This is a genomic window from Vandammella animalimorsus (genome assembly GCF_002285265.1).
Classification (GTDB): domain Bacteria; phylum Pseudomonadota; class Gammaproteobacteria; order Burkholderiales; family Burkholderiaceae_C; genus Lampropedia.
This window is the reverse complement of sequence record NZ_NSJB01000001.1, coordinates 22,524-49,071: the sequence shown is the minus strand read 5'-3', so window position 1 is coordinate 49,071 and position 26,548 is coordinate 22,524. Positions and strand designations below refer to the sequence as shown.

Genomic DNA, 26,548 nt, shown 5'->3' with positions numbered 1-26,548 from the left:
CACTCGCGCGGCAGCGCTTGAAACCCGCCGCACCGCCGCCATCTGTGCGGCATTCGTTTGCCCAGGCGCTGCCGCGCCCCCGCTGCCGCGCCGCCCTATTTGCCCGCCCCATGTCCGAAATCCAGAAATTCCTCTTTGAAGGCCTGCCCGTGCGCGGCTCCATCGTGCGCCTTGCTGCCCCCTGGCAAGAAATGCTGGCGCGCCGCGCCGCCAACACCGAAACCGGGCCCTACCCCGAATGCGTGGCCCAGCTGCTGGGCGAGATGGGCGCGGCCGCCGTGCTGATGCAGGCCAACATCCGCTTCGACGGCGCGCTGGTGCTGCAAATCCAGGGCGATGGCCCGCTGCGCCTGGCCGTGGCCGAGGTCAAGTCCAACCTGCGGCTGCGCGCCACGGCCCAGCTGGCCCCCGATGCCGGCGCAGCCCTGCAGGCCCTGAGCGCCCCCGAGCTGCAGGCGCTGTGCAATGCGCACGGCCAGGGCCGCTGCGCCATCACGCTCGATGCCGAGCACAAGCAGCCCGGCTACCGGCCCTACCAGGGCATCGTCTCGCTGACCGACGCCCAGGGCCAGACCCTGCCCTCGCTGGCGGCCACGCTGGAGCAGTACATGCAGCAGTCCGAGCAGCTCGACACCGTGCTGCTGCTGGCCGCCGATCAGCGCGTGGCCGCCGGGCTGCTGCTGCAACGCATCCCCGTCAAGGGCCAGGCCAATCTGGGCGGCGCGCTGCAGGACACCGACAGCGAAGACGCGCTGGGCCAGAACGAGCATTTCAACCGCATTGCCACGCTGGCGCGCAGCCTCACGCGCGAGGAGCTGCTGACGCTGGACAGCGCCACCATCCTGCGCCGCCTGTTCTGGCAAGAGCAGCTGCAACCGCTGGACGCCGCCGGCCTCACGCCGCACTTTGGCTGCCAGTGCAGCCGCGAGCGCGTCGCAGCCATGCTGCAATCGCTGGGCCAGGCCGAAGTGCAGGCCATGCAGCAGGAGCAACCAGGCCAGCCGCTGGAGATCGGCTGCGAATTCTGCGGCGCGCAATACCGCTTTGACGCTGTGGACACCGCCCAGCTGTTCACGCCCCTGGCCGCGCCGGGGCAGCAGGGCCTGCGGCATTGAAAACCACGCTGGGTTTGTGCGCAACATCCGTGGGGCATACTGGCCGCTTTTGCCCGGATCATGCCCATGAGCCCAGCCCCCAGCACGCCATCGCCCCAGTCCCAAGCCCAAGCAGCCGGCGCCAAGGCGCAATCAAGCAGCAGTTGCTGCGCTTGCCAAAGCGGCTGTGTCGGCAATGCCCCACCCAGCGGCGCAAGCAACGACGCAAGCAGCAGCGCTGGCAGAGAAAGCGATGCGCAGCCAGCACTCCAAGACCATGCCAATGGTCAGAGCTGGCACTATTTGCGCATTCCCGACATGGACTGCCCCAGCGAAGAGGCCCAAATCCGTCAGGCGCTCGCGGGCATTGCCGACATTGCGCAGCTGCAGTTTCGCTTCGGCCAGCGCCTGCTGCGCCTGGCCGCGCCAGCTGCGCAACTGCCTGCGGTGCTGGCGGCCATTCGCGCTGCGGGCTTTGAGGTCGAGCCGCTGGCGACAGCAGCCCCTGCCATCGCCGCCGGGCATCGCCGCAGCCTGTGGGCCGGCAGCGGCCGGCTGCTGCTGGCGCTGGGCCTGGCCATCGCGGCCGAGCTGCTGTTCTTCACGCACCATGCGCCCGGCAGCGCGCTGCCGCAGGGCGGCATGTGGCTGGGCATGGCCCTGGCCGCGCTGGCCATCGCCCTGGCCGGCAGCGCCACCTACCGCAAAGGGCTGACGGCGCTGCGCCAGGGGCGGCTGAACATCAACGCGCTGATGACGGTGGCCGTCACCGGCGCCTTTTTGATCGGCCAATGGCCCGAGGCGGCCATGGTCATGAGCCTGTACGCATTGGCCGAAGTTCTGGAGGCGCGCGCCGTGGACCGCACGCGCCAAGCCATCCAGGGCCTGCTGGCGCTGGCCCCGCAGCAGGCCGAGGTGCAACAGGCCGACGGCCAGTGGCTGCGCCAGCCGGTGGCGGACATCGGCGTCGGCGCCCTGCTGCGCGTGCGCCCGGGCGAACGCATTGCCCTGGACGGGCAGGTCGAGCGCGGCCACAGCACGGTGGACCAATCGCCCATCACGGGCGAGAGCCTGCCGTTGGACAAAGGCCCGGGCGATGCCGTCTACGCCGGCACCATCAACCAGGCCAGCGAGCTGCAGGTGCGCGCCAGCGCCCCGGCCACGGACAGTACGCTGGCGCGCATCATCCTCGCCGTCGAGCAGGCCCAGGCCACGCGCGCGCCCACGCAGCAGCTGGTCGATCGCCTGGCCGCCATCTACACCCCGGCGGTGTTCGCCATCGCCCTGGCCGCGCTGCTGCTGTTGCCACTGCTGGGCCAGGCCAGCTGGCTGCAGGCGCTCTACCAAGCGCTGGTGCTGCTGGTCATCGCCTGCCCCTGCGCGCTGGTCATCTCCACGCCGGTGACGGTGATCAGCGGGCTGACGGCTGCCGCGCGGCGCGGCGTGCTCATCAAAGGCGGCGCACACCTGGAAGGCGCGCGCCGCATCCGCGCAGTGGCGCTGGACAAGACCGGCACCATCACCACCGGCAAGCCGCAGCTACTGCTCGCCCAATGCCTGGATGAGGCCGCAGACCACGCCGCCACGCATCGCCTGGCGCGCAGCCTGGCGCAGCGCTCGGACCACCCAATTTCGCAGGCCATCGCCCAGGGCCTGGCGCAGGCCACCCCGGATGCGGACTGGCCAGTCGAGGACTTTCAGGCCGTGGCCGGGCGCGGCGTGCAGGGGCGCATTGGCGCGCAGCCCTATGTGCTGGCCAATGCCCGCTGGCTGGACGAGCGCGGCCAGTATCCGGCCGAGCTGGCCGCGCTCGTGCAGGCGCAAACGCAGCAGGGCCACAGCGTCACGCTGTTGGCCGATGGCCAGCGCGCGCTGGCGCTGTACGCCGTGGCCGATGCCATCAAGCCCAGTTCGGCCCAGGCCATTGCCGCGCTCAAGGCCCAGGGAGTACACACCGTCATGCTCAGCGGCGACCATCTGGCCGCAGCACGCCACATCGCCACGCAAGCCGGCATCGACGCCGTGCATGGTGAATTGCTCCCCGAGGACAAGCTGCAGGCCATTGCCGCGCTGCAGCAGCGTCTGGGCCCAACAGCCATGGCCGGCGACGGCATCAACGACGCCCCGGCCCTGGCCCAGGCCGACATCGGCTTTGCCATGGGCGGCATGGGCACCCACGTGGCCATGGAGGCAGCCGACGTGGTGGTCATGAATGACGACCTGCGTCGCCTGCCCGAGACCATTGCTCTGTCGCGCCGCACCCATGCGCTGCTGTGGCAAAACATCGCCCTGGCCCTGGGCATCAAGCTGCTGTTTTTGCTGCTGGCCATGACCGGCCAGGCCAGCATGTGGATGGCCGTCTTTGCCGACATGGGCGCCAGCCTGCTGGTACTGGCCAATGGCCTGCGGCTGCTGCGCCCGGCGCGGGCCTGGGCCGATGACGACAGACCCATCCAGTAAAAATGCCCCCATGAAAAAGCCGCCCCTTCAAGGGGCGGCTTTTTCATGGGGGCTGGCCGTGCCGGCTCAGAGTTCCGGCATCGCGCCACGCTTACTGCGCCAGAGCGGCGGCCGTGGCCTGATCCAGGCGGCCGGTGACGGCCAAGCCATTGTCACGCTGGAACGTGCGCAGCGCGTTGGCCGTGCGCTGGCCCATGCGGCCATCGGCCGTGCCAGCGTTGTAGCCCAGCTCGTTCAGGCGCGCCTGGGCGGCGCGCAAGTTCATGCGGCCGCCGGCAGCAGCGGGCTCGCCAGCGCGAGTTTGCGAAGGGGCCGCGCCGCCATCGACGCCGAGGCGACCGCCGCCGCCCAGGCCCTGGCCCTGCACGCTTTGCGAGCTGTAGCCGCGCAGCGAAACCACCATCTGGTTGTAGGCGTCCATGAACGCGGCGGTAATGACCTTGCCCTGCGGCGTGCTGCTGTAGCCGCCCAGGCCGCCGCCGGCGCGGCCAAACAGCCCGCCAAAGCCGCCGATGTCCATCTTGGAGGCGCTGCCCTGCGCCGCAGCCACCTGCACGCCCGAGCGGTTGTCCACCAGCGTCAGCATGGCGGCGGCCTCGCGGCGCTGGGTGCCCGCGCCAATGGCAGCCAGGGCACGGCCGCTGCCGCCGCCGATCAGGCCGCCCACAGCGCCCATCAGCGCGCCGGTGTTGTCGTCGCTGAAGATGATTTCGGGCGAGAGCGCGTAGTCCGAGGCCACGACCTGGCCACGGCCAAAGTTGCTGCCACGGCGCATTTCGCCGCTTTGCATCAGCTCGCGCTCGCGGCTCATGGCGTTCATGCCGGCGGCGCCGCGCTCGACCACGACGAAGCAGTTGGACTGCTGGATCATCAGGCGCAGCAGATTGGCCGTGGGCGGCAGGCGGTATTCATTGCGCAGGATGGTGTACCAGCCGGCGGCCTCGTTTTCCACCAGCGAGACCGTGCCCAGCGGCGAATCGCAGCGCTCGAGCTGGGTATTGGCGCCCGTGGCGTTGCCGCCGGCCGCGCCGCCCGTGGCCACGGTGTTGCCGCCGCCGAAGTTCATCCCTGTCGTCTGGCACCCGGCCAACGTCAATGCGGCCGCGCAAGCCACACCCAAAATACCGATACGCTGCATAAAGAAATGCCTCACTAAGAAAGTTGTTAAATGGTTGGCCGTGCGCAGGGCCACTTGCCAGGGCAAGCCCTCTGCACACGCGAACACCGAAGCGATGCCGTGCAGCACACTGCACTGGCTCACTTCGGCGAACGGCGAGCGATTCTAGCGGTCGGGGCTGGCTGCGCGAACAGTGCAAACAACATGTTACGCAACCAGCGCGTGCCTTCATCCCGGTGAAAACGCGGATGCCAGAAGCAATAGGTGCGCAGCACCGGCGCTTGTCGCCCCAGCCGCAGCTGCCAGGCCCGCAGCGGCAGAACGGCCGTGAAGGTGCGCGCCAAATGCGCCGGCGCCAGCGCCACGGCGTCCGACTGGGCCACCAGCAGCGGCAGCGTCAGCAGGCTGGCGCAGTGGTAGTGCGCGGGCTCGGCCCCTGGGCCGACAGCGCCCGCGGCCTGCGCCGCCGCACCCGCCCCCCGCTGGCGCTTCCTGCCGCTGCCGCCAGCCAGTGCCAGCAGCACCTGCTGCGCCTGTGCATACGCGCCCTGCGGCTGTTGCAGCAGCGCGCAGGCGGCCCCAGCCAGGCAGGCGGCATCGAGCTGGGGCTGCTGGGCCAACCAGTGGCCCAATGGCGGCGGCTGGACGGCGCGGGCCGCGCGGCTGCGGGCCGGGCCAGGGCCGGGCGCGGCGGCATCGGGCAGAGCCGGGTGCCCGCTGCGCGCCAGCAGCACGAAGGGCTGCTCGAACAGCAGCTGTTGCAGCGCGCCTTGCGGCATGTCCTCAAAAGCGCCGATGGCCAAGTCCACCGTGCCTTGCAAGAGCGCGGCCTGCACGCCGCCTGCGGCCTGCAGCGGCGTTTGCACGGCAATGCCAATGCCCGGCGCATGGCGCTGGCAGTGCGCGGCCAGCGCGGGCATGAAGTGCGCCTCGGCCGCATCGAGCATGGCGATGGTGAACTGGCGCCGGCTGCGCGCCGGGTCGAAATCGGCGCGCACGCGCATGCTGTGGCTGATGCCGGCCAGCGCATCGGCCACCGGGCCGGCCATTTGCTCGGCCAGCGGGGTGGGCTGCATGCCGCTGCGACCGCAGCGCACGAACAGCGCATCGCCCACCGCCTGGCGCAGGCGCGCCAGCGCCGCACTGACGGCCGGCTGCGACATGCCCAGCGCCTGCGCCGCGCGCGAGACGCTGCGCGTGTCCATCAGCGCATGAAAGATCAGCAGCAGGTTCAGGTCGAAGCGGCGCAGGCTGTCCAACGACATAAGGCGGCAAATCCAAGGTTGATCCATCAGCTTTGTGAATAGTATTTATAACGCCATCTTTATTGCCAATAACCTGAGCATGACCACAATGGCTGGTTCTGCTGCGCCCAAGGTCAGGAATGCAGCGCCACATCCAAGGGAACACAAGGAGACGCCCCATGCCCACCGCCCCCCATGCGCCGCTGCAATACCTGAGCGGCTTTGCCAATGAATGGGCCACCGAGGCCCTGTCCGGCGCGCTGCCCGTCGGCCAGAACTCGCCGCAGACCTGCCCCTACGGCCTGTATGCCGAGCAGATCTCCGGCACGGCCTTCACCGCGCCGCGCCGCGCCAATCGTCGCACCTGGTTCTATCGCATGCGCCCTGGCGCGGCGCACCAGCCCTTCGAGCGCATGGACAACGGCGGCATCACGCAGGATTTCCTTGAGCAGCCCACCACGCCCAACCAGTTGCGCTGGGATCCGCTGCCGCTGCCCGCCGAGGGCCAGGCGGTGGACTTCATCGACGGCCTGCACACCATGGCCGGCAATGGCGATCCGCACGCGCAAAGCGGCTCGGCCATCTACATCTACGCCATCAATCGCAGCATGCAGGGGCGTTTTTTCTACAACGCCGATGGCGAAATGCTCATCGTGCTGCAACAGGGCCGGCTGCGCTTTGCCACCGAGTGCGGGCTGATCGAGGCCGAGCCGCAGGAGATCGTCGTCATCCCGCGCGGCATCCGCTTTCGCGTCGAGGCGCTCGATGGCAGCGCGCGCGGCTACATTTGCGAGAACTACGGCGTGCCCTTCCAATTGCCCGACCTGGGCGTGATCGGCTCCAACGGCCTGGCCAACCCGCGCGACTTCCAGACCCCCGTGGCCTGGTACGAGGACGTGGAGGGCGACTTCGAGCTGGTGGCCAAGTTCATGGGCAACCTCTGGCGCGCCAAGATCGGCCATTCGCCGCTGGACGTGGTCGCCTGGCACGGCAACTTCGCACCCTACAAGTACGATCTGCGCCGCTTCAACACCATCGGCTCGATCAGCTACGACCACCCGGACCCGTCGATCTTCCTGGTGCTGCAATCGCCCTCGGACACCCCGGGCTGGGACAACATCGACTTCGTGATCTTCCCGCCGCGCTGGCTGGCGGCGGAAAACACCTTCCGCCCGCCCTGGTTTCACCGCAACATCGCCAGCGAGTTCATGGGCCTGATCCACGGCGAGTACGACGCCAAGGCCGATGGCTTCCGGCCCGGCGGCGCCAGCCTGCACAACTGCATGAGCGGCCACGGCCCCGATGCGGCCACCTATGAAAAGGCCAGCCGCATCGACACCAGCACGCCGCAGAAGGTGGACGCCACCATGGCCTTCATGTTCGAGACGCGCCACGTCATCCGCCCCACCAAGGCGGCGCTGGCCTCGGCCCAGCTGCAGGCCAACTACCACCAGTGCTGGCTGGATGTGAAAAAATACTTCAACCCCCAGCAGCGCTGATCTGCAACCGCAGCGCAGCAAAGCCAAGGCCTGGCGCCTTGGCTTTTTGTTGCTTTGTATTGCTTCACGCTTCACGCCGGCCAGCCCTCCTCGCTCCCATGACCTTGGACACCGCCATCATGAACCCCAGCCTGAACATCGACCACACCCACGACGCCAGCGCCGCCAGCTGGGTGGCCTCGGCCAACGCCGCAGGCGCCGACTTCCCGCTGCAAAACCTGCCCTGGGGCCGCTACCGCGAGGCCGGCAGCCAGGCGGCCTGGCGCATTGGCGTGGCCATTGGCGAGCACATCCTCGACGCGCGCGCCGCCGGCGTCATCGACACCGACGACATGAACGCCCTGATGGCCCTGCCGCCTGCCAAGCGCCAGGCCCTGCGCCATGCGCTGTTCGATGGCCTGCGCAGCGGCAGCGCCAAGCAGCAAGAGTGGCAGGCGCTGCTGCTGCCCCAGGCCCAGGCCGAAATGGCCCTGCCCTGCCGCATCGGCGACTACACCGACTTCTACACCGGCATCCACCACGCCACGGCCGTGGGCCGCCTGTTTCGCCCCGACCAGCCGCTGATGCCCAATTACCAATGGGTGCCCATCGGCTACCACGGTCGCAGCTCCTCCATCGGCGTGAGCGGCCAGAACGTGCGCCGCCCCAACGGCCAGACCAAGGCCGCCGATGCCAGCGCCCCGGCCTTCGGTCCCTGCCAGCGGCTGGACTACGAGCTGGAGCTGGGCTTTTTCGTCGCGCAAGGCAATGCGCTGGGCGAGCCCATCGCGCTGGAGCAGGCCGAGGCGCATTTCTTCGGCGTGGCGCTGCTCAACGACTGGTCGGCGCGCGACATCCAAGCCTGGGAATACCAGCCGCTGGGGCCCTTCCTGGCCAAGAACTTCGCTTCCACCATCTCGCCCTGGATCGTCACCAGCGAAGCCCTGGCGCCATTTCGTCGCCCCTTTGCCCGCCCAGCCGGCGATCCCCAGCCCTTGCCCTATCTGGATGGCGCCACCAACCGCGCCAAGGGCCAGCTGGCCATCACGCTGGAAGTGCTGCTGCAGACCGAGGCCATGCGCCAGGCCGGCGAACCCGCCGCGCGCCTGACGCTGGGCCGCGCCGACCAGGCCGCCTACTGGAGCGCCGCGCAGCTCATCGCCCACCACAGCTGCGGCGGCTGCAACCTGCAGCCCGGTGACCTGCTGGGCTCGGGCACCCTCTCGGGCCCGCAGCGCGAGCAGGCCGGCTCGCTGCTGGAGCTGACCGAAGGCGGCAAGCGCCCCATCACCCTGCCCAATGGCGAGCAGCGCCGCTTCCTGCAAGACGGCGACTGCCTGATCCTGCGCGCCTGGTGCGAAGGCGAAGGCGCGCGGCGCATCGGTCTGGGCGAGGCCCGCGCCACGGTGCTGCCCGCCCCGGCCCTGCCTGCGGCGCAGAGTTGAACAACGCGCCACGCCGCCCCCGCCCATCCCAGCCCGGCTTGCGCCGGGCTTTTCACTATCATCAAATTAATTATTTTCAATCAAAAAATAAACATTGATAGCCCAAAACTAAATACAATCACGCCATCCCATCGCAGTTGCGCTCTCTGGCCCGGCTGCGTTGAACCTGGCGCCCCGCCCAACCTACACACACAAGGGTTTCCCATGAACGACCAAACCAAAAAGTGCCCCGTCACCCACCTCACCACCGCCTTTGGCGCGCCCGTGGTGGACAACCAGAACAGCCTCACGGCCGGCCCGCGCGGCCCCTTGCTGGCCCAAGACCTGTGGCTGAACGAAAAGCTCGCCAACTTTGTGCGCGAAGTCATCCCCGAGCGCCGCATGCACGCCAAAGGCTCGGGCGCCTTCGGTACCTTCACCGTCACCAAGGACATCACCCAATACACCCGCGCCAAGATCTTCAGCGAAGTGGGCAAGAAGACCGAGATGTTCGCCCGCTTCACCACCGTGGCCGGCGAGCGCGGCGCAGCCGATGCCGAGCGCGACATCCGCGGCTTTGCGCTCAAGTTCTACACCGAAGAGGGCAACTGGGACATGGTGGGCAACAACACCCCCGTGTTCTTCCTGCGCGACCCGCGCAAGTTCCCGGATCTGAACAAGGCCGTCAAGCGCGACCCGCGCACCAACATGCGCAGCGCCACCAACAACTGGGACTTCTGGACGCTGCTGCCCGAGGCCTTCCACCAGGTCACCATCGTCATGAGCGACCGCGGCATCCCCGCCAGCTACCGCCACATGCACGGCTTTGGCAGCCACACCTACAGCTTCATCAACGCGCAAAACGAGCGCTTCTGGGTCAAGTTCCACTTCCGCACCCAGCAGGGCATCAAGAACCTGACCAACGCCGAGGCCGAAGCCCTGATCGGCAAGGACCGCGAAAGCCACCAGAAGGACCTGTTCGACGCCATCGAGCGCGGCGACTTCCCCAAGTGGACGATGTACGTGCAGGTCATGCCCGAGCTGGACGCCGAGAAAGTGCCCTACCACCCGTTCGACCTGACCAAGGTCTGGCCGCACGCCGACTACCCGCTGATCGAAGTAGGCGAGTTCGAGCTGAACAAAAACCCGGAGAACTTCTTCCTCGACGTGGAGCAATCGGCCTTCGCGCCCAGCAACGTCGTGCCCGGCATCAGCGTCAGCCCTGACCGCATGCTGCAAGCGCGCCTGTTCAACTACGCCGACGCGCAGCGCTACCGCCTGGGCGTGAACCACCACCAGATCCCGGTCAACGCCGCGCGCTGCCCCGTGCACAGCAACCACCGCGACGGCATGGGCCGCGTGGACGGCAACTACGGCGGCCGCCTCCACTACGAGCCCAACAGCTTCGGCCAGTGGCAGGAGCAGGCCCAGTACAAGGAGCCGCCGCTGAAGATCAGCGGCAACGCCGACCACTGGGACTACCGCGAGGACGACGCCGACTACTTCAGCCAGCCGCGCGCGCTGTTCAACCTGATGAGCGCCGCGCAGAAGCAGGCCCTGTTCGACAACACCGCCGCCGCGATGGGCGACGCGCTGGACTTCATCAAATACCGCCACATCCGCAACTGCCACGCCTGCGACCCGGCCTATGGCGAAGGCGTGGCCAAGGCCCTGGGCATGACGGTGGCCGACGCGCTGGCCGCCCGCGACAGCGACCCGGCCAAGGGCCAGCCCGGCCTGCTGTAAACGCCAGGGGGCGTTCACCAAGCCCCCGAGACCTCGGGCCACCGCAGCCCGGATGCCCCGGCGCTCCTCACGGACGCCGGGGCTTTTTTCGTTGGCCGCGCAGGCCGCGCGCCAGCTGCTCGTCATCACCCACCCTAGCAGGCTGTTCACCCGAGGAGAAGGAAGATGGAGGAGATTCTCAAGCCAAGCCCGTGGCTTCAGCCATCGCCGGCTGAACACCCATAAGAACCTGTTCAAAATCCCTGCGCGGCGGGCACTGAACAGGTTCCAAGGCTGGCCAACTGAAAAAGCACCGCCCCCAGGGCATCTTCAGCCACCGCAAGCGGCAGCCGCGCGGCGCCGCATCCGCCGCAGGGTGCGCTGCGGCTCAAAGCCGCACCCGCCGGGCCTCGCGGCCTGCACGCATGTCTCCCAGGTCAGCATAGATCACCAAATCCTTGCCGATGATTTGTATCCTGGGTGTCTCCCAGGCCTGCGCATCGTCTGGGACGATGCACTGCGCCGCGCGGGTCTGCACGTCATAAACCCAGTGGCCACGGATATTGCCCAAGCCAAAGGCATGACAGGTGAAAGGGCGCATCATCCAGCGCATTTTCACGACACGCAAACCTTTCACCCAAGATGGCCCTGTTTTTGGCTCAGCCACGAATCCCCCGCCTATGAGCGGCCCTGCCGGGCCACCGGCCGCCCTCATCAGCACCTTATGGCTTATCGCCTCTTTCGCTTAGCCAAGTCTTGCTCTCATCGCCCGGTTCCAGCTGCTGGACGGAGGGATCCGAGAGCGGCGGCGCATCGGGCCGGCGCGGCAGGAAAACCTTGACCTGCACCTCGCCCGTGAGGGCATTGACCTTGGCTTGCGTCAGGACGATGCCATTCTCAGGAGGGTCGGCTGATATATACAGCTCGAATGTTTTATGGTCTTTGTCAGGGTGATCTATAAACATCCCTAGCGTCAGATTTTTTTCATCTTCAGGTGTGAGTGGCCACACGTACTCTTTGAGTGCCTCCCGTGTAGCCAAGCGCGCAATTTCTTCCATTTCTCTGGAGTGAATGCGCTTCTTTTTATGGGATGAGAGTTGCTTGTTTACCATGGCTTCCATCCGGTCAAAACATCCAGCCCCAGTAGCCCATTGACCACTTTCTGCCCCAGGCTGCTGGCCGGGGCGGTTGCGCTTCTGCGGCTAAAAATTTTCCCCTTCTGTGTGCAGACGCTCGATAATGGCTTGGGTCAAATGGAAATATATTTCCTCAGGCAAGGAGTCGCCGCTGACAAACTCTACCTTCTTGATGTTATAGGGCCTGGACAGTACGCGACTGCTGTGTTCCGCACCCGCCAGAACCTGTTTGAGCACTTCCTTGCTCCGCAGCCGCTCAGGTTCTTTTGCATCCAGTTTGATAGCCACCACATCCACATCTGCTACAGGCACGTCAGAAAAAACCAGTCCAAGGTAGTTATGCAATGGACCGCTTATTCTGGACACCTTGTATATTCCATTGTCATTGAAGAACTTCATCGCTTGCTTCAATGGAGAGGATATTTTTTCTGCGGCATGGCGCGCATTATGATGGCTTGTCGCCTCTTTCGCTTAACCAAGTCTTGCTCTCATCGCCCGGTTCCAGCTGCTGGACGGAGGGATCTGAGAGCGGCGGCGCATCGGGCCGACGCGGCAGAAAAATCTTGACCTGCACCTCGCCCGTGAGGGCATTGACCTTGGCTTGCGTCAGGACGATGCCATTCTCAGGGGGGTCGGCTGATATATACAGCATGAATGTTTCATGATCCTTATCATCATGACGCCGCATCCCCCCCAGAGTCAGATTTTTTTCGTCTTCTGGCGTCAGCGGCCACAGGTACTCTTTGAGCGCCTCCCGCGTAGCCAAGCGCGCAATCTCTTCCATTTCCCTAGAGTGAAGGCGCTTCTTTTTATGGGATGAGATTTGCTTGTTTACCATGGCTTCCATCCTGTCAAAACATCCCTTTCAGGGGTGAAGTGTATAATCTTCCCATCTAAATTTAAAATAACGCTTTGTTACATGGCGAATTCATCGCCAGCGGCTGCCGTCAGCGCAGTCAAATCGCGCAGGCCAAAGGGTCGAGCGCAATAGCGTCTTTTTATGCTTTATTTTTCTGCACCAACTCTTTCAGTCACGCAGAGTCCACCAATGACAATAAATATCCGGCTCAAAAATCACAACCGCCTCGGATGTTGCACCCGAAATATCGAAAACCACATGGATTTCAAATCCAGCCAAATTGCGCCGAATCTCGATAAGCCTACATCTTTCCGAGGACACTTTCATCAAATCTTTGCCACCGCCTCGCAGCACCACCTGAAATGACTCTGTAACTGCACTGAAGGAAAAATCCAGCTCCTGGAAACCATCGGCAGATTTTCTCACATAGCGGCAGTAAGCCATATGAGGATCTTCCTCAACGGGCTCAATACCGAATGCCTCCAGGAACTCAGCCGTATCCGGAAAATTCAATTTTTACTCCTTAGCCAGTTGAATGGAGTAACAGCGGTTAAACTTCGCGATCCATCCTCAAGAATTATGAAATGGCTCTCAATTTTCACAGCCTTACCGGATGGGCCAACAAAAAGGCTTTCGCGCGCCTCAAAATTCCCAGCGCGCGTGCGCTGGCCGCCAGCGGGGGCATGGCTTGGGTGAACACGCCCTGCTCGGGCCGCACGCCGCTGCGCGTGGCCTCGATCAGCGTGGCGTGCCAAGTCCGCGGGGCTTGCGATGCGGGGGGCGGGGGGGCGTCGTCAAACGGCATGGCGCTTGTTGGCAGGTGAAGGGGCGCATCATCCGGGATGCGACAGATAGATGACGGGCGATGTCCAGCATCGGCACAGCATCAGCGCCCGCCGCTGCCCGTCCGGCGTCTTCACGCAGCGCCGCATTCACCGCTGCGCTCAGGGCTTCGTCATCCGCAGCGCCCGACACGAACAGCTTGCAGTACAGGTCAGCGCCGTGGTTCATGGACGCCCTTCATCCGCCAGGATCGCCTGAACGGCCGCTTCCAGCTGCGCTTCAAAATCACAGGCTGCCACCACGCGCAGCCCGCGCGCGCGCAAGGCGGCCACCAATCGCGCGAGCGCGGCCAAAAAGGCCTGGAAAGTGATCTCGTCGTCAGCAGCGTCCACCTCCACGAAGTGCCGCCACAAGGTGAAGTCATCCTGCGTATCGCTCAGAGGCAGGTGCCGCGACTCGGCATGCACGGACATGTCCAGCAACGGGGCTTGCACCAACGCAGCGCCTTGGGTGACGTGACCCTGCGCAATCTCTCCCAGGGCGGCAGCCAGCGTATCCGGATCAGACGCGCCGGATACGTAAAGCTGGCAGTACAGCTCAGCGTCGGAGAATGGCATAGATGTCACATTCATATGGCCTCTTATCGAACAGCATGGCGGTTGTTGGCAGGTGAAGGGGAGCATCATCCAGCGCATTTTCACGACACGCAAACCTTTCACCCAAGATGGCCCTGTTTTCGGCTCAGCCACGAATCCTCCGCCTATGAGCGGCCCTGCATGTGGCTGTGAGCGGCCGCAGCGATGTCCCGGCCGTTTTGCTGCTGCACGGCGGCCTGGGGTCTGAGGATGATTTCGCGCCGCTGCTGCCGCGCTTGCAGCAGGACTTTCACGTCATCGCCCTCGACAGCCGCAGCCATGGCCGCTTCACCCTGGGCGATGCGCCCTTGAGTTATGCGCAACTGGCTGGTGATGCCCGCCATGTGCTGCAAACGCTGGGCGTGGCGCGCTGCGCCGTGATCGGCTTCAGCGATGGCGGCATCGCCGCCTGCCGGCTGGCCGCGCGCCACCCGGATAGGGTTGCGCGCCTGAGCACCATCGGCGCGCACTGGCACAGCCGCCAACTGGCCGCCATCCGCCCGCTGTACGAGGCGCTGGACGAAGCCTTTGCGCGCAAGCGCATGCCGGCACAAGTGGCCGCCTATCTGGCGCGCAGATCCGCGCCCCACTGCTCAGCCTGCGCGGCGAGGACGATTTTCTGCTCTCGCTGTCCGACTGGGCCGCGCTCAAGACTGTGCTGCCCCAGGCGCATCTGATGCCAGTGCCCTTTGCCGCGCACGAGGCCATCGCCGGGCAGCCGGCACTGGTCTGGGCGGCGCTGCAAGCCTTCGTCACGGCCTGTTGACTGCCACCCGGCCTGCCTTGCAGGCCCGGCCATCGGAACACGCTGGCAGGCCCGCGCGGACGCCCGCTGCGGCCCCCGGCTCAGCTCGACTTGCCTTGGCTCATTTGACGCGGCAAGTGGTCTCCAGCAGGCGGCCGCTGCTGCGCCAATCGCTGGCGGGATAGGTGAAATGCGCCATGTCGCCGCGCTCCTGCCAGCGCAGATTGCCCAGATCATTGACGTACTGCGCGCCGGAAGCCGAGGGCGCACTGTTGGCGATGGCGACGAAAATGTCCTTGCCCGTGCTGAAGTTGATGCTGATCTGTTCTGCGGACTTGTACTTGATGCTCACCCGGTAACCGTTGTCGCAATGGAAGGCGCGGTAATGGCCATCGAGCTGGTACGCGCCCGCGCCCGGGCTGCTGACGCCGTCCAGGCTGACACAGGCGCTTGCCAGCAAGGCCGCCAGCAACGGCGCCATCCATTTCAGTGTGTGCATAAGAAATCCTCGATATGTGCTTGGAGCCTCTGAGTCACCGTCTTCGAAGACTCGGTGCGAGCCGATGGCCGATGGTGGTCGCCGCAGCGCAGAAAGCGCCGCGTATCCAGCAAAGCATGAGCATTCCGAGCAGCGCCGGCGGCCACCAGATGTTCGCGCAGTAGGTTTTCAAAAGCTCCCTTGAAACCAGCGCGGCATTGTATGCCTTCACATCCAATTGCGACGGTTGTGCCGGACTCTCACCTTCGCTGGAGGGACGACGGTGTTTGAGTTGCCATGCGTGCGGCCTGCCATGCAGGGCATCCGCCGCATCATCCGCCTTCCTCGCTCGCGCCCCATGCAGTCTTTTCCCTCCCCCGCCTTGGCCCGCGTCGCGGCCGCCATCGAATATCTCTACGACCACGCCCGCGAGCAGCCATCGCTGGAAGCGCGCGCCGCCCACGTGCATCTCAGCCCGAATAAGATGTTGCAGCGCCTCAGCCTGGCCCATGCCAAGGCGGTGCTGGCCGCCTGCATGATTCGTTCGTCACCATCGAGGGCATGACGCCGGGCGAATACAAGACGGGCACAAGACGGGCGGCGCTGGCCTTGAGATCCGCCACCAGTTCGCCGCCACGCCCCTGGGGCCAGGTGTTGCTGGCCGCCACCGGCCACGGCCTGTGCTGGCTGGCCTTTGCCGATGAGCGCGCTGGTGCGCTGGCCAGCATGACGCTGTTGATGAAGGAGCAAGCATGAAAACCTTTTACGCCCTGGCCTGCCTGATCGGCACCGCCTTGCCGCTGGCGCAGTTCATCCCTTGGCTGGCCGAGCACGGCCTGCACCTGCCGCTGATGTGGCAGCAAATTCAGGCCGACCGGCTGTCGGCCTTTGCCTGGGCCGATGTGCTGGTATCAGCCTTGGCGCTGATCGCCTTTGTGCTGGCCGAAAGCCGCCGCCTCGGCCTGCGACACGGGCCGCTGGCCTTGCTGGGGCTGGCGGTTGGCGTGTCACTGGCGCTGCCGCTGTTTCTGTGGCTGCGCCAGCGGCATCTTGACCACGCTTCATCGCAAGGAGCAAACCCATGAACACATCCGGCCACAAAGTGCTGATCACTGGCGGCGCCAGCGGCATCGGGCTGGCGCTGGCCAAGCGCTTCCATGCCGCGGGCAACTCGGTGGTGCTGGTAGGCCGCCGCGCCGATGCCCTGGCCGAAGCGGCGCGCGCCTTGCCCGGCGCACAAACGGAAGTGGCCGACATCACACAGCCCGCCGACCGCGCCCGGCTGTTGCAGGCGCATGGCGATATTTCCATCCTGGTCAACAACGCCGGCATCCAGATCAACCGTCCTCTGCTTGAGCAAGACCAGTCCGACATCCGCCACGAGCTGGAAACCAATCTGGCCGCGCCGGTGCTGCTGACCCATGCGTTTCTGCCCGTGCTGCTGCGCCAGCGGCAGGCAGCCATCGTCAATGTCTCCTCGGGTCTGGCGCTGGTGCCCAAGGAGGCGGCCAGCATCTATTGCGCCAGCAAGGCTGCGTTGCACAGCTTTTCGCAAACCCTGCGCTGGCAGCTGGAAGGCACGCCGGTGCAAGTGTTCGAGCTGTTGCCGCCCTTGGTCGATACCGCCATGACCCAAGGCCGCGGCAAGGGCAAGATCAGCCCCGATGCATTGGCCGCCGAGTTCTGGCGCGCTTTCGCGGCCGGCCGCCATGAGGTGCTGGGCGGCAAAACCCGCCTGCTGGCGCTGATCCAGCGCCTCTCGCCCGCGCTGGCGCAGCGCATCATGCGCAAGGGCTTGTAGCGCGGGCGCCGCATGAACACCCCTGACCTGTTTGCCAGCGCGCCCGATCCGGCAGCCAACCTGCTGCCCTTCGATGGCATCGTCAACGATTACGGCGCGGTGTTTGCGCCGGATGAGGCCGATGGCCTCTTGCGCTATCTGCTCGATGAAATCCCCTGGCGGCATGACGAGGCGGTGATTTACGGCAGGCGCATCGTCACCGCGCGGCAAGTGGCCTGGTATGGCGATGCGGCGTTCGACTACCGCTACTCCGGCGCGACCCGCACCGCGCTGCCGTGGACGGATGCGCTGCTGGCCATCAAGGCGCGGGTGGAGGCGGCGATTGCCCCGATCAGCCCCACGCGCTTCAACTCCTGCCTGCTCAACCTCTACACCGACGGCACGCAAGGCATGGCCTGGCACAGCGATGACGAAGCCGAGCTGGGGCCGCAGACGGTGATTGCCTCGCTCAGCCTCGGGGCGACGCGCAAGTTCGCCTTGCGCCACCGGCGCAGCGGCGAGAAGCGCGCGCTGCTGCTGCAGCACGGCCAGCTGATCGTGATGCGCGGCGCCACGCAAACGCACTGGCAGCACGCGCTGATGAAGTCCGCGCGGGTGCATGCGCCGCGCGTGAACCTGACCTTCCGAACCTTTCGCAGCTTGTCGCCCAGCAGTTGAGCCGCCGGGCCAGCGGCTCTGGCTTCAGCGCGGCTGCGGCCCGGCCATTTCCAACTGCGCCACGCGCTGGCGCCAGGCGCGCCAGACCAGCAGCGCCATGCCGCCCAGCTGCAGGGCCAGCACCAGCCAGTGCAGCGCATCGAGCCGCAGCGGCGGCATGAATGGCGCCAGCCAGGGTTGCACGGCCAGCGCCAGCGGGAAGTTCCCCGTGCTCAGCAGCATCAGGGGCAGCATGATGCCCAGCGCCACCCAGCCAAGGCTCAGCGCCGGGCCCAGGCGGCGCAGCCCGATGGGCTGCAAGGCCCACAGCAGGACGAAGCCGGCATCGCGCAGCAGCGCCAGCAGCAGCAAGGGCAGCGCGCGCTGGAATGTGCCGTCGCCCGCGCCGGCAGCCGGCCACAGCAGCAGGGCCAGCGTTGCGGCGGCGGCCAGGCACCAGCTCACCGGCCACAAGGGCATGGCCTGCCAGCCGGCCAGCCAGCGCTGCTGGCCCCAGCAGACCTGCACGCGCCGCCATTGCGCAAAGGCCGTTTCGCGCTGGCTCAGGCAGGTCAGCAGGCTGCAGCCCAGAGCCAGGTATGCCGTCACGACCAGCCAATGCCGGGCACCCGGCGCGTGCGGCCACAGGCCAGCCAGCATGGCCGCGGCCGCCATGCAGCCCAGCGGCATGGCCCAGGGCAGCGCCGGCACATCCAGGCGCATGCCCATGGTGCGCCACAGGGCCAGCAGGTTCAGGCCCAGCGCGGCCAGGCCAAACAGCCAGCCCAGCTCGAAAAAGCCCAGCGACTGGCCCCACCAGCGTTTGAGGCCGAAATCCAGTATTTGCTCTTGCTGCAAGGTCGAGAACAGCATCCAGGCCAGCATGACCAGCACGGCCACGCGCATGCCGGGCTGATTGCGGCGCTGGCGTTCGGCGTCGATCTTCATCGGCGCGCTGGCCATGGCAAAGGCCTGCAGCGCCAGGCCCCACAACAGCGCCAGCAGGGCCAGCTTGGGCGCCAGCCAGACCAGCTCGGCCAGGTGGGCATGGGCCTGTATCGGCTCGGCCAGCAGCGGCGCCCAGTCCTCACCCTCAGGCGGCAGGCTGGCCAGGCGCAAGTGCCAAAGCCAGGCCAGCGCCTGCGCCAGCGCGGCGCACACCAGCGCCAGCAGCCACATCGGCAGCGTGCTGCCCAGCAGCTTGCCCCAGGCCATTTGCCAGGGGCCCAGCGCGCTCAGGCGCTGCCAATCCCAGGTGTTTTGCACCAGCTCTTCCTGCAAGCTTCTGCCCGCCGTGCTGGCCCCGGGGAACACCGGCGCCAGGCACATGGTGAGCAAGGCCACGTACAGCACGTTGCGCAGGCGCTCGCCGGGGGCGGACAGCACGGCCACCACCAACGCCGCCAGGGCCACGAACAGCAGCAGCCACAGCCCATGCCAGGGGCCCCAGCGCAGCCAGAGCTGACGTTGGAATTCAGGGTTGCCAAGCATCATGGGCGCTCTCCTGCGTGTGGGGGTTGCTCGGTCGGCCACGGGCTGGGCGGCTCGGTTTGCAAGCTGCGCGCATAGCGCTCCTGCAAGCGCAGGCGCAGCGGCCACAGCCCGGCCACCGGCAGGCCTGCGGCCACCAGCTGCTGCACGAGCTGGGCGCGCGCGGTCGCTGCAGCGGGCAGCCAGAGCTGCCATTGCAGGCTGACCGCAGGCTCTGCGCCATTGGGTACCCAGTGGGCCTGCCCTGCCGGCGAGGGCGGCAGGACCGATGGCGGCGATGCCGATGCGTGGCGCGCTGGCGGCGGCAGGCCCTGGCTGTGCGGCAGCTGGGCCCAGGCGGCTTCGAGGCGGGCCTGCAGCGCCTGCTCCTCATCAGGGGCGCAGGCCAGTTCCAGCAAATGCGGATACAGGTGCGGATCCCGCTGCTGGCGCTGCGGCGCATCTGCTGCCGCTGGCGCATCTGGCCCGGCAGGCTGGGGCCAGTGCGGGCTGGCGCGCAAATCCTCATGGCTGACGATGCGCCCCTGGCGGATGCTGAGGATGTGGGTGCTGTATTCGTCCAGCTCGCTGAGGATGTGGCTGGAGACCAGCAGCGTCATGCCCTGCGCCTGCAGCTGGCGAAACAGCGCCGCCAAGCTGCTGCGCGCCTGCGGGTCCAGGCCGCTGGCCGGCTCGTCGAGCAACAGCACCTGCGGGCTGTGGATGATGGCCTGGCCAATGGCCAGGCGCTGGCGCTGCCCGCGCGAGAGCTCGCCCGGGCGGCGCTGCAGCAGCGCCGTCAAGTCCATGGCCTGCGCCACCTGCGCCACGCGCCCGGGCAGCTGCTGCCGCGCCACCCCCACGGCCAGCGCGGCATAGGCCAGGCATTGCCGCACGCGCAAGCCTTCGTACAGGCCGAAGAAGTCCGAGAGATAGCCCAGCTTGCGATGCACCTGGCGCGGCGCATCGATCACCGAAATGCCATCGATGCGGATCTGCCCGGACAGCGGCGTCTCCAGCCCGGCCATGCAGCGCAGCAAGGTGGACTTGCCCGCCCCGTTGGGCCCCACCAGCGCCGTGACGCTGCCGCGCTCCAGGCGCAGGCTGACGCCATCGAGCGCGCGATGCCCAGGGTATTCGAATACCAGTTGGTCGATCTCGATCAAGGCCATGGCCTTTTGCTCCTCCTCATGGCCTGGCCCGTGGTTGGCGGCTCCCCCGCCCACCTGCCGCCAACAAAAGCCGGACGTACGACAGCGGGGCATTGTGCCAGCGCCGCCGCTCAGCTTTGCTCAGCTCAGGTCGCCGGTTGCTGGTTCGCTGCGCGGCTCGGCTTCAGGCTCGCTGGCGCGCAGCGCCTGCTGCATCAGCAGCGCGGTTTGCGCCTCCATCTCGCGCAGCCGCGCCGTCAGCGCCTCATTGGCATAGGCCGGCAGCTGGGGGTCGTGCATTTCGGCCAGCACCTGCAGCCGGTGCTCGCTGCGCTCGGTGTAGAGCTCGGCCAGCTCGCGCGCCTTGGCCGGGGCGATGCCCAAGGATTCCAGCGCCAGCCGCGCGCTGCGCATGGCGGCGTCGAAGGTTTCGCGGATGACGTGATCGGCCCCGGCGCGGTGCAGCTCGTAGCCATTGCTCTGGTCGTAGGCGCGGGCGATGATGGGCAGCTTGGGGTAGTGGCGCCGCACGAACTGGATGATCTCCAGCGCGCGGCTCTGGTCGTCAATGGCCACGATCAAGAGCTTGGCCTCGTGCAGCCCGGCCGAGGCCAAGAGCTCGGGGCGGTTGGCATCGCCGTAGTAGGTCTTCAGGCCAAAGCGGGTCAGGCCCTCGACGGTCTCGGCGTGGTAGTCGATCACCGTCGAGTGAAAGCCGCAGGCGGCCAGCATGCTGTTGACCTGCACCCCAAAGCGGCCGTGGCCGAGCAGGATGATGGGCTTGCCTGCGCCGATCTCGTCGTGCGGGCGCTCCTGCGCGCCCTCGGGCTGCGCGCCGCGCGCGGCCACCCAGTCGTAGAGCAAAAACAGCAGCGGCGTGGCCACCATCGACAGCGCGATTACCAGCAGCAGGCGGTCGCCAATCAGCGGCGGCAGCAAATGGCTTTGCGTGCTGATGGACAGCAGCACGAAGCCGAACTCGCCGGCCTGCGCCAGGCTGAACACGAACAGCGTATTGGCCGCCCGGGGCAGGCGGAAGGCCCGGCCCAGCACGTACAGCACCAGCATCTTCAGCAGCAGCAGGCCCAGCGTCAGGCCCACGATCAGCCACAGCTCCGCGCCCAGCAGCCGGAAGTTGATGCCCGCGCCCACGGTGATGAAAAACAGCCCCAGCAGCAGGCCCTTGAACGGCTCCAGATGGCTTTGCAGCTCATGCCGGTAGGCGCTCTCGGCCAGCGCCACCCCGGCGATGAAGGTGCCCAGCGCGGGCGAGAGGCCAATGACCGACATCAGCTCGGCAATGCCCACCACCAGCATCAGCGTGAAGATGGTGAACATCTCGCGCAGCCCGGTGCGGCCAATGTGGCGCAAGGCCGGCGGCACGATGCGGCGCACCCCCAGCACGATGGCCAGCAGCACCAGCGCCGTGGCCAGCGCCTGCAGCCAGACCGGCTCGCCGGCCAGCAGGTTGATGGAGTGATCGACCCCCTCGGCCTGGGCCGCGGCGCCGGCCGCGCCCAGCAGCGGCAGCAGCGCCAGCATCGGAATCGCGGCCACGTCCTGAAACAGCAGCACCATGAAGCTGGCCTGCCCGCCCTGGCTGGACAGCAGCCCCTTTTCGCCCAGGGTTTGCAGCACGATCGCGGTGGACGACAGCGCCAGAATGCAGCCGGCGGCCACGCCGATCTGCCAGCTCTGCCCCAAGAGCACCGCCACGGCGGCAATCAGCGCCGCCGTCAGCCCCACCTGCAAGCCGCCCAGGCCCAGCAGCTTGCTGCGCAAGGCCCAGAGCTTGTGCGGCGCCAGCTCCAGCCCGACCAGAAACAGCATCATCACCACGCCGAACTCGGCCACCTGCTGGATGCTTTGCAGCTCCTTGCCCACCAGCCCCAGCACCGGGCCGATGGCAATGCCCGCCACCAGATAGCCCAGCACCGAGCCCATGCCAAAGCGCTTGGAAACCAGCACCGCGGCCACGGCGGCAAACAGATACATGAAGGCGTAGAGCAGGATCTGGGTCATGGGGCAATCATCGGGCAAGCCAGCAGAGGGTCAGGTCAAAACCAACGCGGCCAGTCGGCCTTCGCGCAGCGGCAGCATGCCAGATTCCATTGCCTGCGCAGCACATGGTCTGCATGCCGATTCCATCTAGAGCGTGTTATGCACTTTGCCCCCCGCGCAAAGTGCATAACACGCTCTAGAATTTGCCCCATCCCGTCCAGGAAGGTCTGCACCGATCCGACAGCCGCAGTGTGCGCTGCGCCGCGTGCAGGCCCTCCTTCAACCGCAAGGAGCGCCCATCATGAGCACCACCTGGCCAGTGCAAGAAGCCCAAAGCCGCTTTGGCGAAGTGATCGAGCGCGCCTTGCGCGAAGGCCCGCAAACCGTCACGCAGCGCGGCAAGCCCGTGGTGCGCGTGGTGGCCGTGGCCGGCGCTGATGCAACGCCTACATCAACGGGTTCGCAGGCAGGCGATTTTCTGAAGTTCTTGTTGCGTATGCCCAAAGTGGAAGGTGGTCTGCCTGACATGCCACGCCAGCGCAGTGCGGGCCGCCCGCCGCTGTTTGCCGATGATGAATGAGCCCCCCCTGCAGGCACGCTGGCTGCTGGACACCTGCGCCATTTCGGAGCTGAGCAAGCCGCACCCCAATGAAGGGCTGCGCCAATGGCTGATGCCACACGCTGACCAGTGCGTTCTCTCTTCCGCATCGCTGGGGGAAATTCACTACGGCATCGCCTGCCTGCCCACAGGCGCCAAGCGCAATCAGCTCTACGCCTGGGCCAATTTGCTGGCGCAGCAATTCTCGGGCCGCATCATGAGCACCGACGACAACACCTGGAAATGCTTTGGGGAGCTCAAGGCCTCGCTGCGCGCCATGGGCCGCATGCAGGATGCGCTGGACATCGTCATTGCAGCCACCGCCATGGCGCATGGCCTGACCCTCGTGACCCGCAACACCCGCCATTTCACCGATACCGGCATTGCGCTGATCAATCCCTGGAAACCATGAACTACCTCTCCACCCGTGGCGACGCCACCCCCCGCCAGTTCTGCGACATCCTGCTCGAAGGGCTCGCGCCCGATGGCGGCCTGTACCTGCCCGAGCGTTACCCGCAATTGACGAGCGCCGAGCTGGCACGCCTGCGCGGCGTGTGGCGGCAGCAAGGCTATGCCGCGCTGGCGTTTGAGATCCTCAGCCTCTACATCGACGACATCCCCGCCGCCGATCTGCGCGCCATTTGCGACAAGACCTACACACAGCAGGTTTTCGGCACGGCCGCAATCACGCCGCTGAAGAAGTTGAGCAACGGCTTTTATCTGGAGGCCCTCTCCAACGGCCCCACGCTGGCCTTCAAGGACATGGCCATGCAACTGCTGGGCCACCTGTTCGAGTACGAGCTGAAGCGGCGCGGCCAGCAGCTCAACATCCTGGGCGCCACCAGCGGCGACACCGGCAGCGCCGCCGAATACGCCATGCGCGGCAAGCAGGGCATCCGCGTCTTCATGCTCAGCCCGCACGGGCGCATGAGCGCCTTTCAGCAGGCGCAAATGTTCAGCCTGCAAGACGACAACATCCACAACATCGCTATCGAGGGCGTGTTCGACGACTGCCAGGACATCGTCAAAGCCGTCAGTGGCGACCTGACCTTCAAGCGCCAGCACCAGATCGGCACCGTCAACTCCATCAACTGGGCGCGGCTGCTGGCGCAGGTGGTTTACTACTTCGCGGGCTACTTCCAGGCTACCCAATCGGATGATGAACCAGTCGATTTCACCGTGCCCAGCGGCAACTTCGGCAACGTTTGCGCCGGCCACGTGGCGCGCATGATGGGCCTGCCCATCGGCCAGCTCGTCGTCGCCACCAACGAGAACGACGTGCTCGACGAATTCTTCCGCACCGGTCGCTACCGCGTGCGCAGCAGCGCCGACACGTTCGAGACCAGCAGCCCCAGCATGGACATCAGCAAGGCCAGCAATTTCGAGCGTTTCGTGGCCGATGTGCTGGGCCGCGACGGCGCGCGCGTTCAAGCCCTGTTTGCCGACGCGCTGGCGCGCGATGGCGAGTTCAGCCTGCCCGCCGAGCTGCAAGCCTGGCGCGATCATGGGCAAGCCTGGGCCAGCGGCAAAAGCACCCATGCCGACCGCTTGGCGACCATCCGCGACGTGTACGAGCAGCACGGCGTGATGATCGACACCCACACCGCCGATGGCGTGAAAGTCGCCCGCCAGCACCAGCGCCCCGGCGCGCCCATGATCGTGCTGGAGACGGCCCTGCCCATCAAATTCGCCGCCACCATCCGCGAAGCCCTGGGCCGCGAGCCCGAGCGCCCCGCGGGCCTGGAAGGCATCGAAGACCTGCCGCGCCGCGTACAGGTGCTGCCCGCCGATGCAGCGCAGGTCAAGGCGCTGATTGCCCGGCACTGCGCGTAACGCACCTGGTGCGATTGCCAGGGCGCAAAGTTTCAATGAGGAGGATGCACCATGCCCGACCAACCACCCCAATCCGCCTGGGCCCGCTTCTGGCAGGGCCTGTTCACCTACCTGTCGGCCGAAATCATCGTCAAGGGCCTCATCGCCATTGTCAGCGTCGTCATGCTGTTCTGGTTTCTGCGCGGGGGGCGCTGAAGCCGCACCGCCCTCCAACGCTGCATGTTCGCCACCCTCAGTCTGCTCGCAGGCGGCATTGGCCTGTTCCTGCTGGGCATGGTGTTGATGTCCGACAGCCTCAAGGCCATGGCCGGTGAATCGCTGCGCACCGGCCTGGCGCGGCTGACGGGCCGGCCCTTCAAGGCCATGCTCGCGGGCATGGGGGCCACGGCCGCCGTGCAGTCCTCCACCGCCACGACCATGGCCACCATCGGCTTCGTCAGTGCGGGCCTGCTGAGCTTTCAGAACGCCATCGGCGTCATCATCGGCGCCAACATCGGCTCCACCAGCACGGGCTGGATCGTGGCGCTGCTGGGCATGAAGTTCTCCATCTCCAGCCTGGCCATGCCGTTGCTGGGCGTGGGCGCGATCATGAAGCTGCTGGGCAAGCACCGCATGGCCCTGGTGGGGCTGACCATGGCCGGCTTCGGGCTGATCTTCGTGGGCATCGACTTCTTGCAGCAGGCCATGGCCGACATGGCCCAGCGCGTGGATTTCACGCCGTTTTCCGACTCCAGCTGGCGCACGCGCCTGGTGCTGGTGGCCATTGGCATCGTCATGACGATTTTGCTGCAGGCCTCCAGCGCGGCGCTGGCCACCACGCTGGCGGCGCTCTCCAGCGGCGCCATCGACTTTGCCCAGGCCACCTCGCTGGTCATCGGCCAGAACATCGGCACCACCGCCACCGCGCTGCTGGCGGCCACCGGCGGCAGCGCCAGCGCCAAGCGCACCGCGCTGGTGCATTTGCTGTTCAACCTGTGCTCGGCCGTGCTGGCCCTGCTGGCGCTGCAACCGCTGTTTTTGTACGCCATGCAGACCTGGGCGCCCGCCACAGGCGGCGTCAACACCGCCATGGCGCTGGCGGCCTTTCACACCGCCTTCAGTGTGCTGGGCGCGCTGGTGTTCTTGCCGCAAACCTCGCTGCTGGCGGGCATGGCCAGCCGCTTGGTCAAAGAGTCGGCCCCGCCAGCGCTGCGCTATCTGGACAACTCCCTGCAATCGGTGCCTGCGCTGGCCATTGCGGCGGCGGAAAAAACCCTCTGCCTGGGCCTGGCCGACAGCTGCACCCTGCTGGCGCACCGCCTGCAAGGCCAGCCGCTGACGCCCAGCAAAAGCGGCATGCCGCTGGACAAGCTGCTCATCGCCGTCGATGCCTACCTGGCCACGCTGCCCGTGCCGCAATCGAGCAGCGACCAGCAGCGCCTGATCCACCTGCTGCTGCTGATGGACCAGACCCGCGTGCTGCGCGACGATCTGGAGAGCATCGAACACGCCGAGGTGCTGCGCGAGCGCCCTGCCCTGGCCGAGCTGGCCCAGCGCCTGGCGCCGGTGCTCGAACGCAGCGCCCAATGGCTGGCCGACGACGCCCTGGCCCTGCGCGAAGACGTGACCGAAGAGCTGCGCCAGATCAGCGCCTGGGTCAATGAGCAGCAGGGCGCAGCGCGCCGCGCCGTGGTCGAGGGCGCAGCCAATTACCGCGTCAGCGCCGCCGCCGCGCTGGAGCAGCTGACCGCGCAGCGCTGGCTGGAGCGCGTGACCAAGCACATGACGCGCATTGCCAATACCTTGGGCGAGGCCCGTGCGCTGTATGGGGGATGAATGAGGTTTTTGGCGCGGCCGCTTGAGCAGGGGCCTGTGCCCGGCCCCTGCCGCCCGCACCGCAC

29 protein-coding genes are annotated in these 26,548 nt (G+C 66.7%); 16 read left to right on the top strand and 13 right to left on the bottom strand.

The features are described 5' to 3' along the window. Positions 1–110: 110 nt before the first annotated feature. Both CK625_RS00225 and CK625_RS00220 read left to right on the top strand, forming a co-directional pair. A complete protein-coding gene (locus CK625_RS00225) occupies positions 111–1,115 on the top strand; it encodes an Hsp33 family molecular chaperone HslO (RefSeq protein WP_095538289.1) in 1,005 nt (334 codons plus the stop codon). A gap of 297 nt (positions 1,116–1,412) precedes the next feature. Then, positions 1,413–3,554 carry a heavy metal translocating P-type ATPase gene (locus CK625_RS00220; protein ID WP_343030340.1) on the top strand — a complete coding sequence of 714 codons (2,142 nt, stop codon included), beginning with the start codon at positions 1,413–1,415 and terminating at the stop codon, positions 3,552–3,554. 91 nt (positions 3,555–3,645) lie between these two features. Here CK625_RS00220 and CK625_RS00215 read toward each other — a convergent pair whose 3' ends face one another. Both CK625_RS00215 and CK625_RS00210 read right to left on the bottom strand, forming a co-directional pair. Beyond that, a complete protein-coding gene (locus CK625_RS00215) occupies positions 3,646–4,692 on the bottom strand; it encodes a peptidoglycan-binding domain-containing protein (RefSeq protein WP_095538287.1) in 1,047 nt (348 codons plus the stop codon). Positions 4,693–4,811: 119 nt separating this feature from the next. After that, complete coding sequence (locus CK625_RS00210) at positions 4,812–5,936, bottom strand: LysR family transcriptional regulator (RefSeq protein ID WP_172425034.1); 1,125 nt, start codon at positions 5,934–5,936, stop codon at positions 4,812–4,814. Between the two features lie 158 nt (positions 5,937–6,094). On the opposite strand from CK625_RS00210, the gene hmgA reads away from it, so the two are divergent. From hmgA to CK625_RS00195, 3 genes are all read left to right on the top strand, one after another. Beyond that, on the top strand, positions 6,095–7,414 hold the full coding sequence (gene hmgA / locus CK625_RS00205) for a homogentisate 1,2-dioxygenase (RefSeq protein ID WP_095538285.1): 1,320 nt from the start codon (positions 6,095–6,097) through the stop codon (positions 7,412–7,414). A 98-nt stretch (positions 7,415–7,512) separates the two neighbouring features. After that, positions 7,513–8,838 carry a fumarylacetoacetase gene (fahA, locus tag CK625_RS00200; protein WP_429001281.1) on the top strand — a complete coding sequence of 442 codons (1,326 nt, stop codon included), beginning with the start codon at positions 7,513–7,515 and terminating at the stop codon, positions 8,836–8,838. A gap of 204 nt (positions 8,839–9,042) precedes the next feature. After that, entirely contained in the window at positions 9,043–10,563 is a 1,521-nt protein-coding gene (locus tag CK625_RS00195; RefSeq protein ID WP_095538284.1) for a catalase, read from the top strand. A 367-nt stretch (positions 10,564–10,930) separates the two neighbouring features. Here the strand turns inward: CK625_RS00195 and CK625_RS00190 are convergent, their stop codons facing one another. The 7 genes from CK625_RS00190 to CK625_RS00160 all read right to left on the bottom strand — a co-directional run bounded on the left by CK625_RS00190 (position 10,931) and on the right by CK625_RS00160 (position 13,937). Then, entirely contained in the window at positions 10,931–11,209 is a 279-nt protein-coding gene (locus tag CK625_RS00190; protein ID WP_143326124.1) for a hypothetical protein, read from the bottom strand. Between the two features lie 55 nt (positions 11,210–11,264). After that, positions 11,265–11,654 (bottom strand): hypothetical protein, encoded by a 390-nt coding sequence (locus tag CK625_RS00185; protein ID WP_143326123.1) that lies wholly within the window; start codon positions 11,652–11,654, stop codon positions 11,265–11,267. A gap of 90 nt (positions 11,655–11,744) precedes the next feature. Then, positions 11,745–12,077: a hypothetical protein gene (locus CK625_RS00180; protein ID WP_143326122.1), complete on the bottom strand. Its 333-nt coding sequence runs from the start codon at positions 12,075–12,077 to the stop codon at positions 11,745–11,747. Between the two features lie 46 nt (positions 12,078–12,123). Next, complete coding sequence (locus CK625_RS00175; protein WP_143326121.1) at positions 12,124–12,516, bottom strand: hypothetical protein; 393 nt, start codon at positions 12,514–12,516, stop codon at positions 12,124–12,126. Positions 12,517–12,705: 189 nt separating this feature from the next. Continuing rightward, on the bottom strand, positions 12,706–13,050 hold the full coding sequence (locus CK625_RS00170; RefSeq protein WP_095538279.1) for a hypothetical protein: 345 nt from the start codon (positions 13,048–13,050) through the stop codon (positions 12,706–12,708). 225 nt (positions 13,051–13,275) lie between these two features. After that, positions 13,276–13,548 carry a hypothetical protein gene (locus CK625_RS13460; RefSeq protein WP_143326119.1) on the bottom strand — a complete coding sequence of 91 codons (273 nt, stop codon included), beginning with the start codon at positions 13,546–13,548 and terminating at the stop codon, positions 13,276–13,278. Beyond that, the gene (locus CK625_RS00160; RefSeq protein WP_095538277.1) at positions 13,545–13,937 is read right to left on the bottom strand and encodes a hypothetical protein; all 393 of its coding nucleotides are present in this window, start codon (positions 13,935–13,937) and stop codon (positions 13,545–13,547) included. The genes CK625_RS13460 and CK625_RS00160 overlap by 4 nt, the downstream gene beginning before the upstream one ends. A 167-nt stretch (positions 13,938–14,104) precedes the next feature. On the opposite strand from CK625_RS00160, the gene CK625_RS00155 reads away from it, so the two are divergent. Then, positions 14,105–14,632 carry an alpha/beta fold hydrolase gene (locus tag CK625_RS00155; protein ID WP_238945424.1) on the top strand — a complete coding sequence of 176 codons (528 nt, stop codon included), beginning with the start codon at positions 14,105–14,107 and terminating at the stop codon, positions 14,630–14,632. A gap of 189 nt (positions 14,633–14,821) precedes the next feature. Here the strand turns inward: CK625_RS00155 and CK625_RS00150 are convergent, their stop codons facing one another. Next, positions 14,822–15,199 (bottom strand): MliC family protein, encoded by a 378-nt coding sequence (locus tag CK625_RS00150; protein ID WP_095538276.1) that lies wholly within the window; start codon positions 15,197–15,199, stop codon positions 14,822–14,824. A 292-nt stretch (positions 15,200–15,491) separates the two neighbouring features. On the opposite strand from CK625_RS00150, the gene CK625_RS00145 reads away from it, so the two are divergent. Genes CK625_RS00145 through CK625_RS00125 form a run of 5 tightly spaced genes read left to right on the top strand, consistent with a single transcriptional unit; the run spans position 15,492 to position 17,636 of the window. After that, positions 15,492–15,743, top strand: a complete 252-nt coding sequence (locus CK625_RS00145) for a hypothetical protein (RefSeq protein ID WP_095538275.1) — start codon at positions 15,492–15,494, stop codon at positions 15,741–15,743. After that, complete coding sequence (locus CK625_RS00140) at positions 15,740–15,934, top strand: hypothetical protein (RefSeq protein WP_095538274.1); 195 nt, start codon at positions 15,740–15,742, stop codon at positions 15,932–15,934. Before CK625_RS00145 ends, CK625_RS00140 begins: the two co-directional genes overlap by 4 nt. Then, positions 15,931–16,263 carry a DUF2834 domain-containing protein gene (locus tag CK625_RS00135; RefSeq protein WP_095538273.1) on the top strand — a complete coding sequence of 111 codons (333 nt, stop codon included), beginning with the start codon at positions 15,931–15,933 and terminating at the stop codon, positions 16,261–16,263. Before CK625_RS00140 ends, CK625_RS00135 begins: the two co-directional genes overlap by 4 nt. After that, positions 16,260–16,979, top strand: a complete 720-nt coding sequence (locus tag CK625_RS00130) for an SDR family oxidoreductase (RefSeq protein ID WP_095538272.1) — start codon at positions 16,260–16,262, stop codon at positions 16,977–16,979. The genes CK625_RS00135 and CK625_RS00130 overlap by 4 nt, the downstream gene beginning before the upstream one ends. Positions 16,980–16,991: 12 nt before the next feature. Next, positions 16,992–17,636 carry an alpha-ketoglutarate-dependent dioxygenase AlkB family protein gene (locus CK625_RS00125; RefSeq protein WP_095538271.1) on the top strand — a complete coding sequence of 215 codons (645 nt, stop codon included), beginning with the start codon at positions 16,992–16,994 and terminating at the stop codon, positions 17,634–17,636. A 24-nt stretch (positions 17,637–17,660) separates the two neighbouring features. Here CK625_RS00125 and CK625_RS13815 read toward each other — a convergent pair whose 3' ends face one another. The 3 genes from CK625_RS13815 to CK625_RS00110 form a co-directional block, all read right to left on the bottom strand. Beyond that, positions 17,661–19,109 (bottom strand): hypothetical protein, encoded by a 1,449-nt coding sequence (locus CK625_RS13815; RefSeq protein ID WP_095538270.1) that lies wholly within the window; start codon positions 19,107–19,109, stop codon positions 17,661–17,663. Continuing rightward, on the bottom strand, positions 19,106–20,257 hold the full coding sequence (locus CK625_RS00115; protein ID WP_238945423.1) for an ABC transporter ATP-binding protein: 1,152 nt from the start codon (positions 20,255–20,257) through the stop codon (positions 19,106–19,108). Before CK625_RS00115 ends, CK625_RS13815 begins: the two co-directional genes overlap by 4 nt. Positions 20,258–20,377: 120 nt before the next feature. Then, entirely contained in the window at positions 20,378–22,258 is a 1,881-nt protein-coding gene (locus CK625_RS00110) for a cation:proton antiporter (protein ID WP_095538973.1), read from the bottom strand. A 280-nt stretch (positions 22,259–22,538) separates the two neighbouring features. Here CK625_RS00110 and CK625_RS00105 point away from each other — a divergent pair, with 280 nt between their 5' ends. From CK625_RS00105 to CK625_RS00090, 5 genes are read left to right on the top strand one after another with little or no spacing between them, the layout of a single operon-like run. Beyond that, entirely contained in the window at positions 22,539–22,817 is a 279-nt protein-coding gene (locus CK625_RS00105; RefSeq protein WP_095538269.1) for a type II toxin-antitoxin system prevent-host-death family antitoxin, read from the top strand. Continuing rightward, positions 22,810–23,247 carry a type II toxin-antitoxin system VapC family toxin gene (locus CK625_RS00100; RefSeq protein WP_095538268.1) on the top strand — a complete coding sequence of 146 codons (438 nt, stop codon included), beginning with the start codon at positions 22,810–22,812 and terminating at the stop codon, positions 23,245–23,247. The genes CK625_RS00105 and CK625_RS00100 overlap by 8 nt, the downstream gene beginning before the upstream one ends. After that, a complete protein-coding gene (gene thrC, locus CK625_RS00095) occupies positions 23,244–24,668 on the top strand; it encodes a threonine synthase (RefSeq protein WP_095538267.1) in 1,425 nt (474 codons plus the stop codon). The genes CK625_RS00100 and thrC overlap by 4 nt, the downstream gene beginning before the upstream one ends. A gap of 51 nt (positions 24,669–24,719) precedes the next feature. Continuing rightward, positions 24,720–24,863: a hypothetical protein gene (locus CK625_RS13810; protein WP_172424868.1), complete on the top strand. Its 144-nt coding sequence runs from the start codon at positions 24,720–24,722 to the stop codon at positions 24,861–24,863. Between the two features lie 24 nt (positions 24,864–24,887). Further along, on the top strand, positions 24,888–26,483 hold the full coding sequence (locus CK625_RS00090) for a Na/Pi cotransporter family protein (RefSeq protein WP_095538266.1): 1,596 nt from the start codon (positions 24,888–24,890) through the stop codon (positions 26,481–26,483). Positions 26,484–26,548 lie beyond the last annotated feature (65 nt).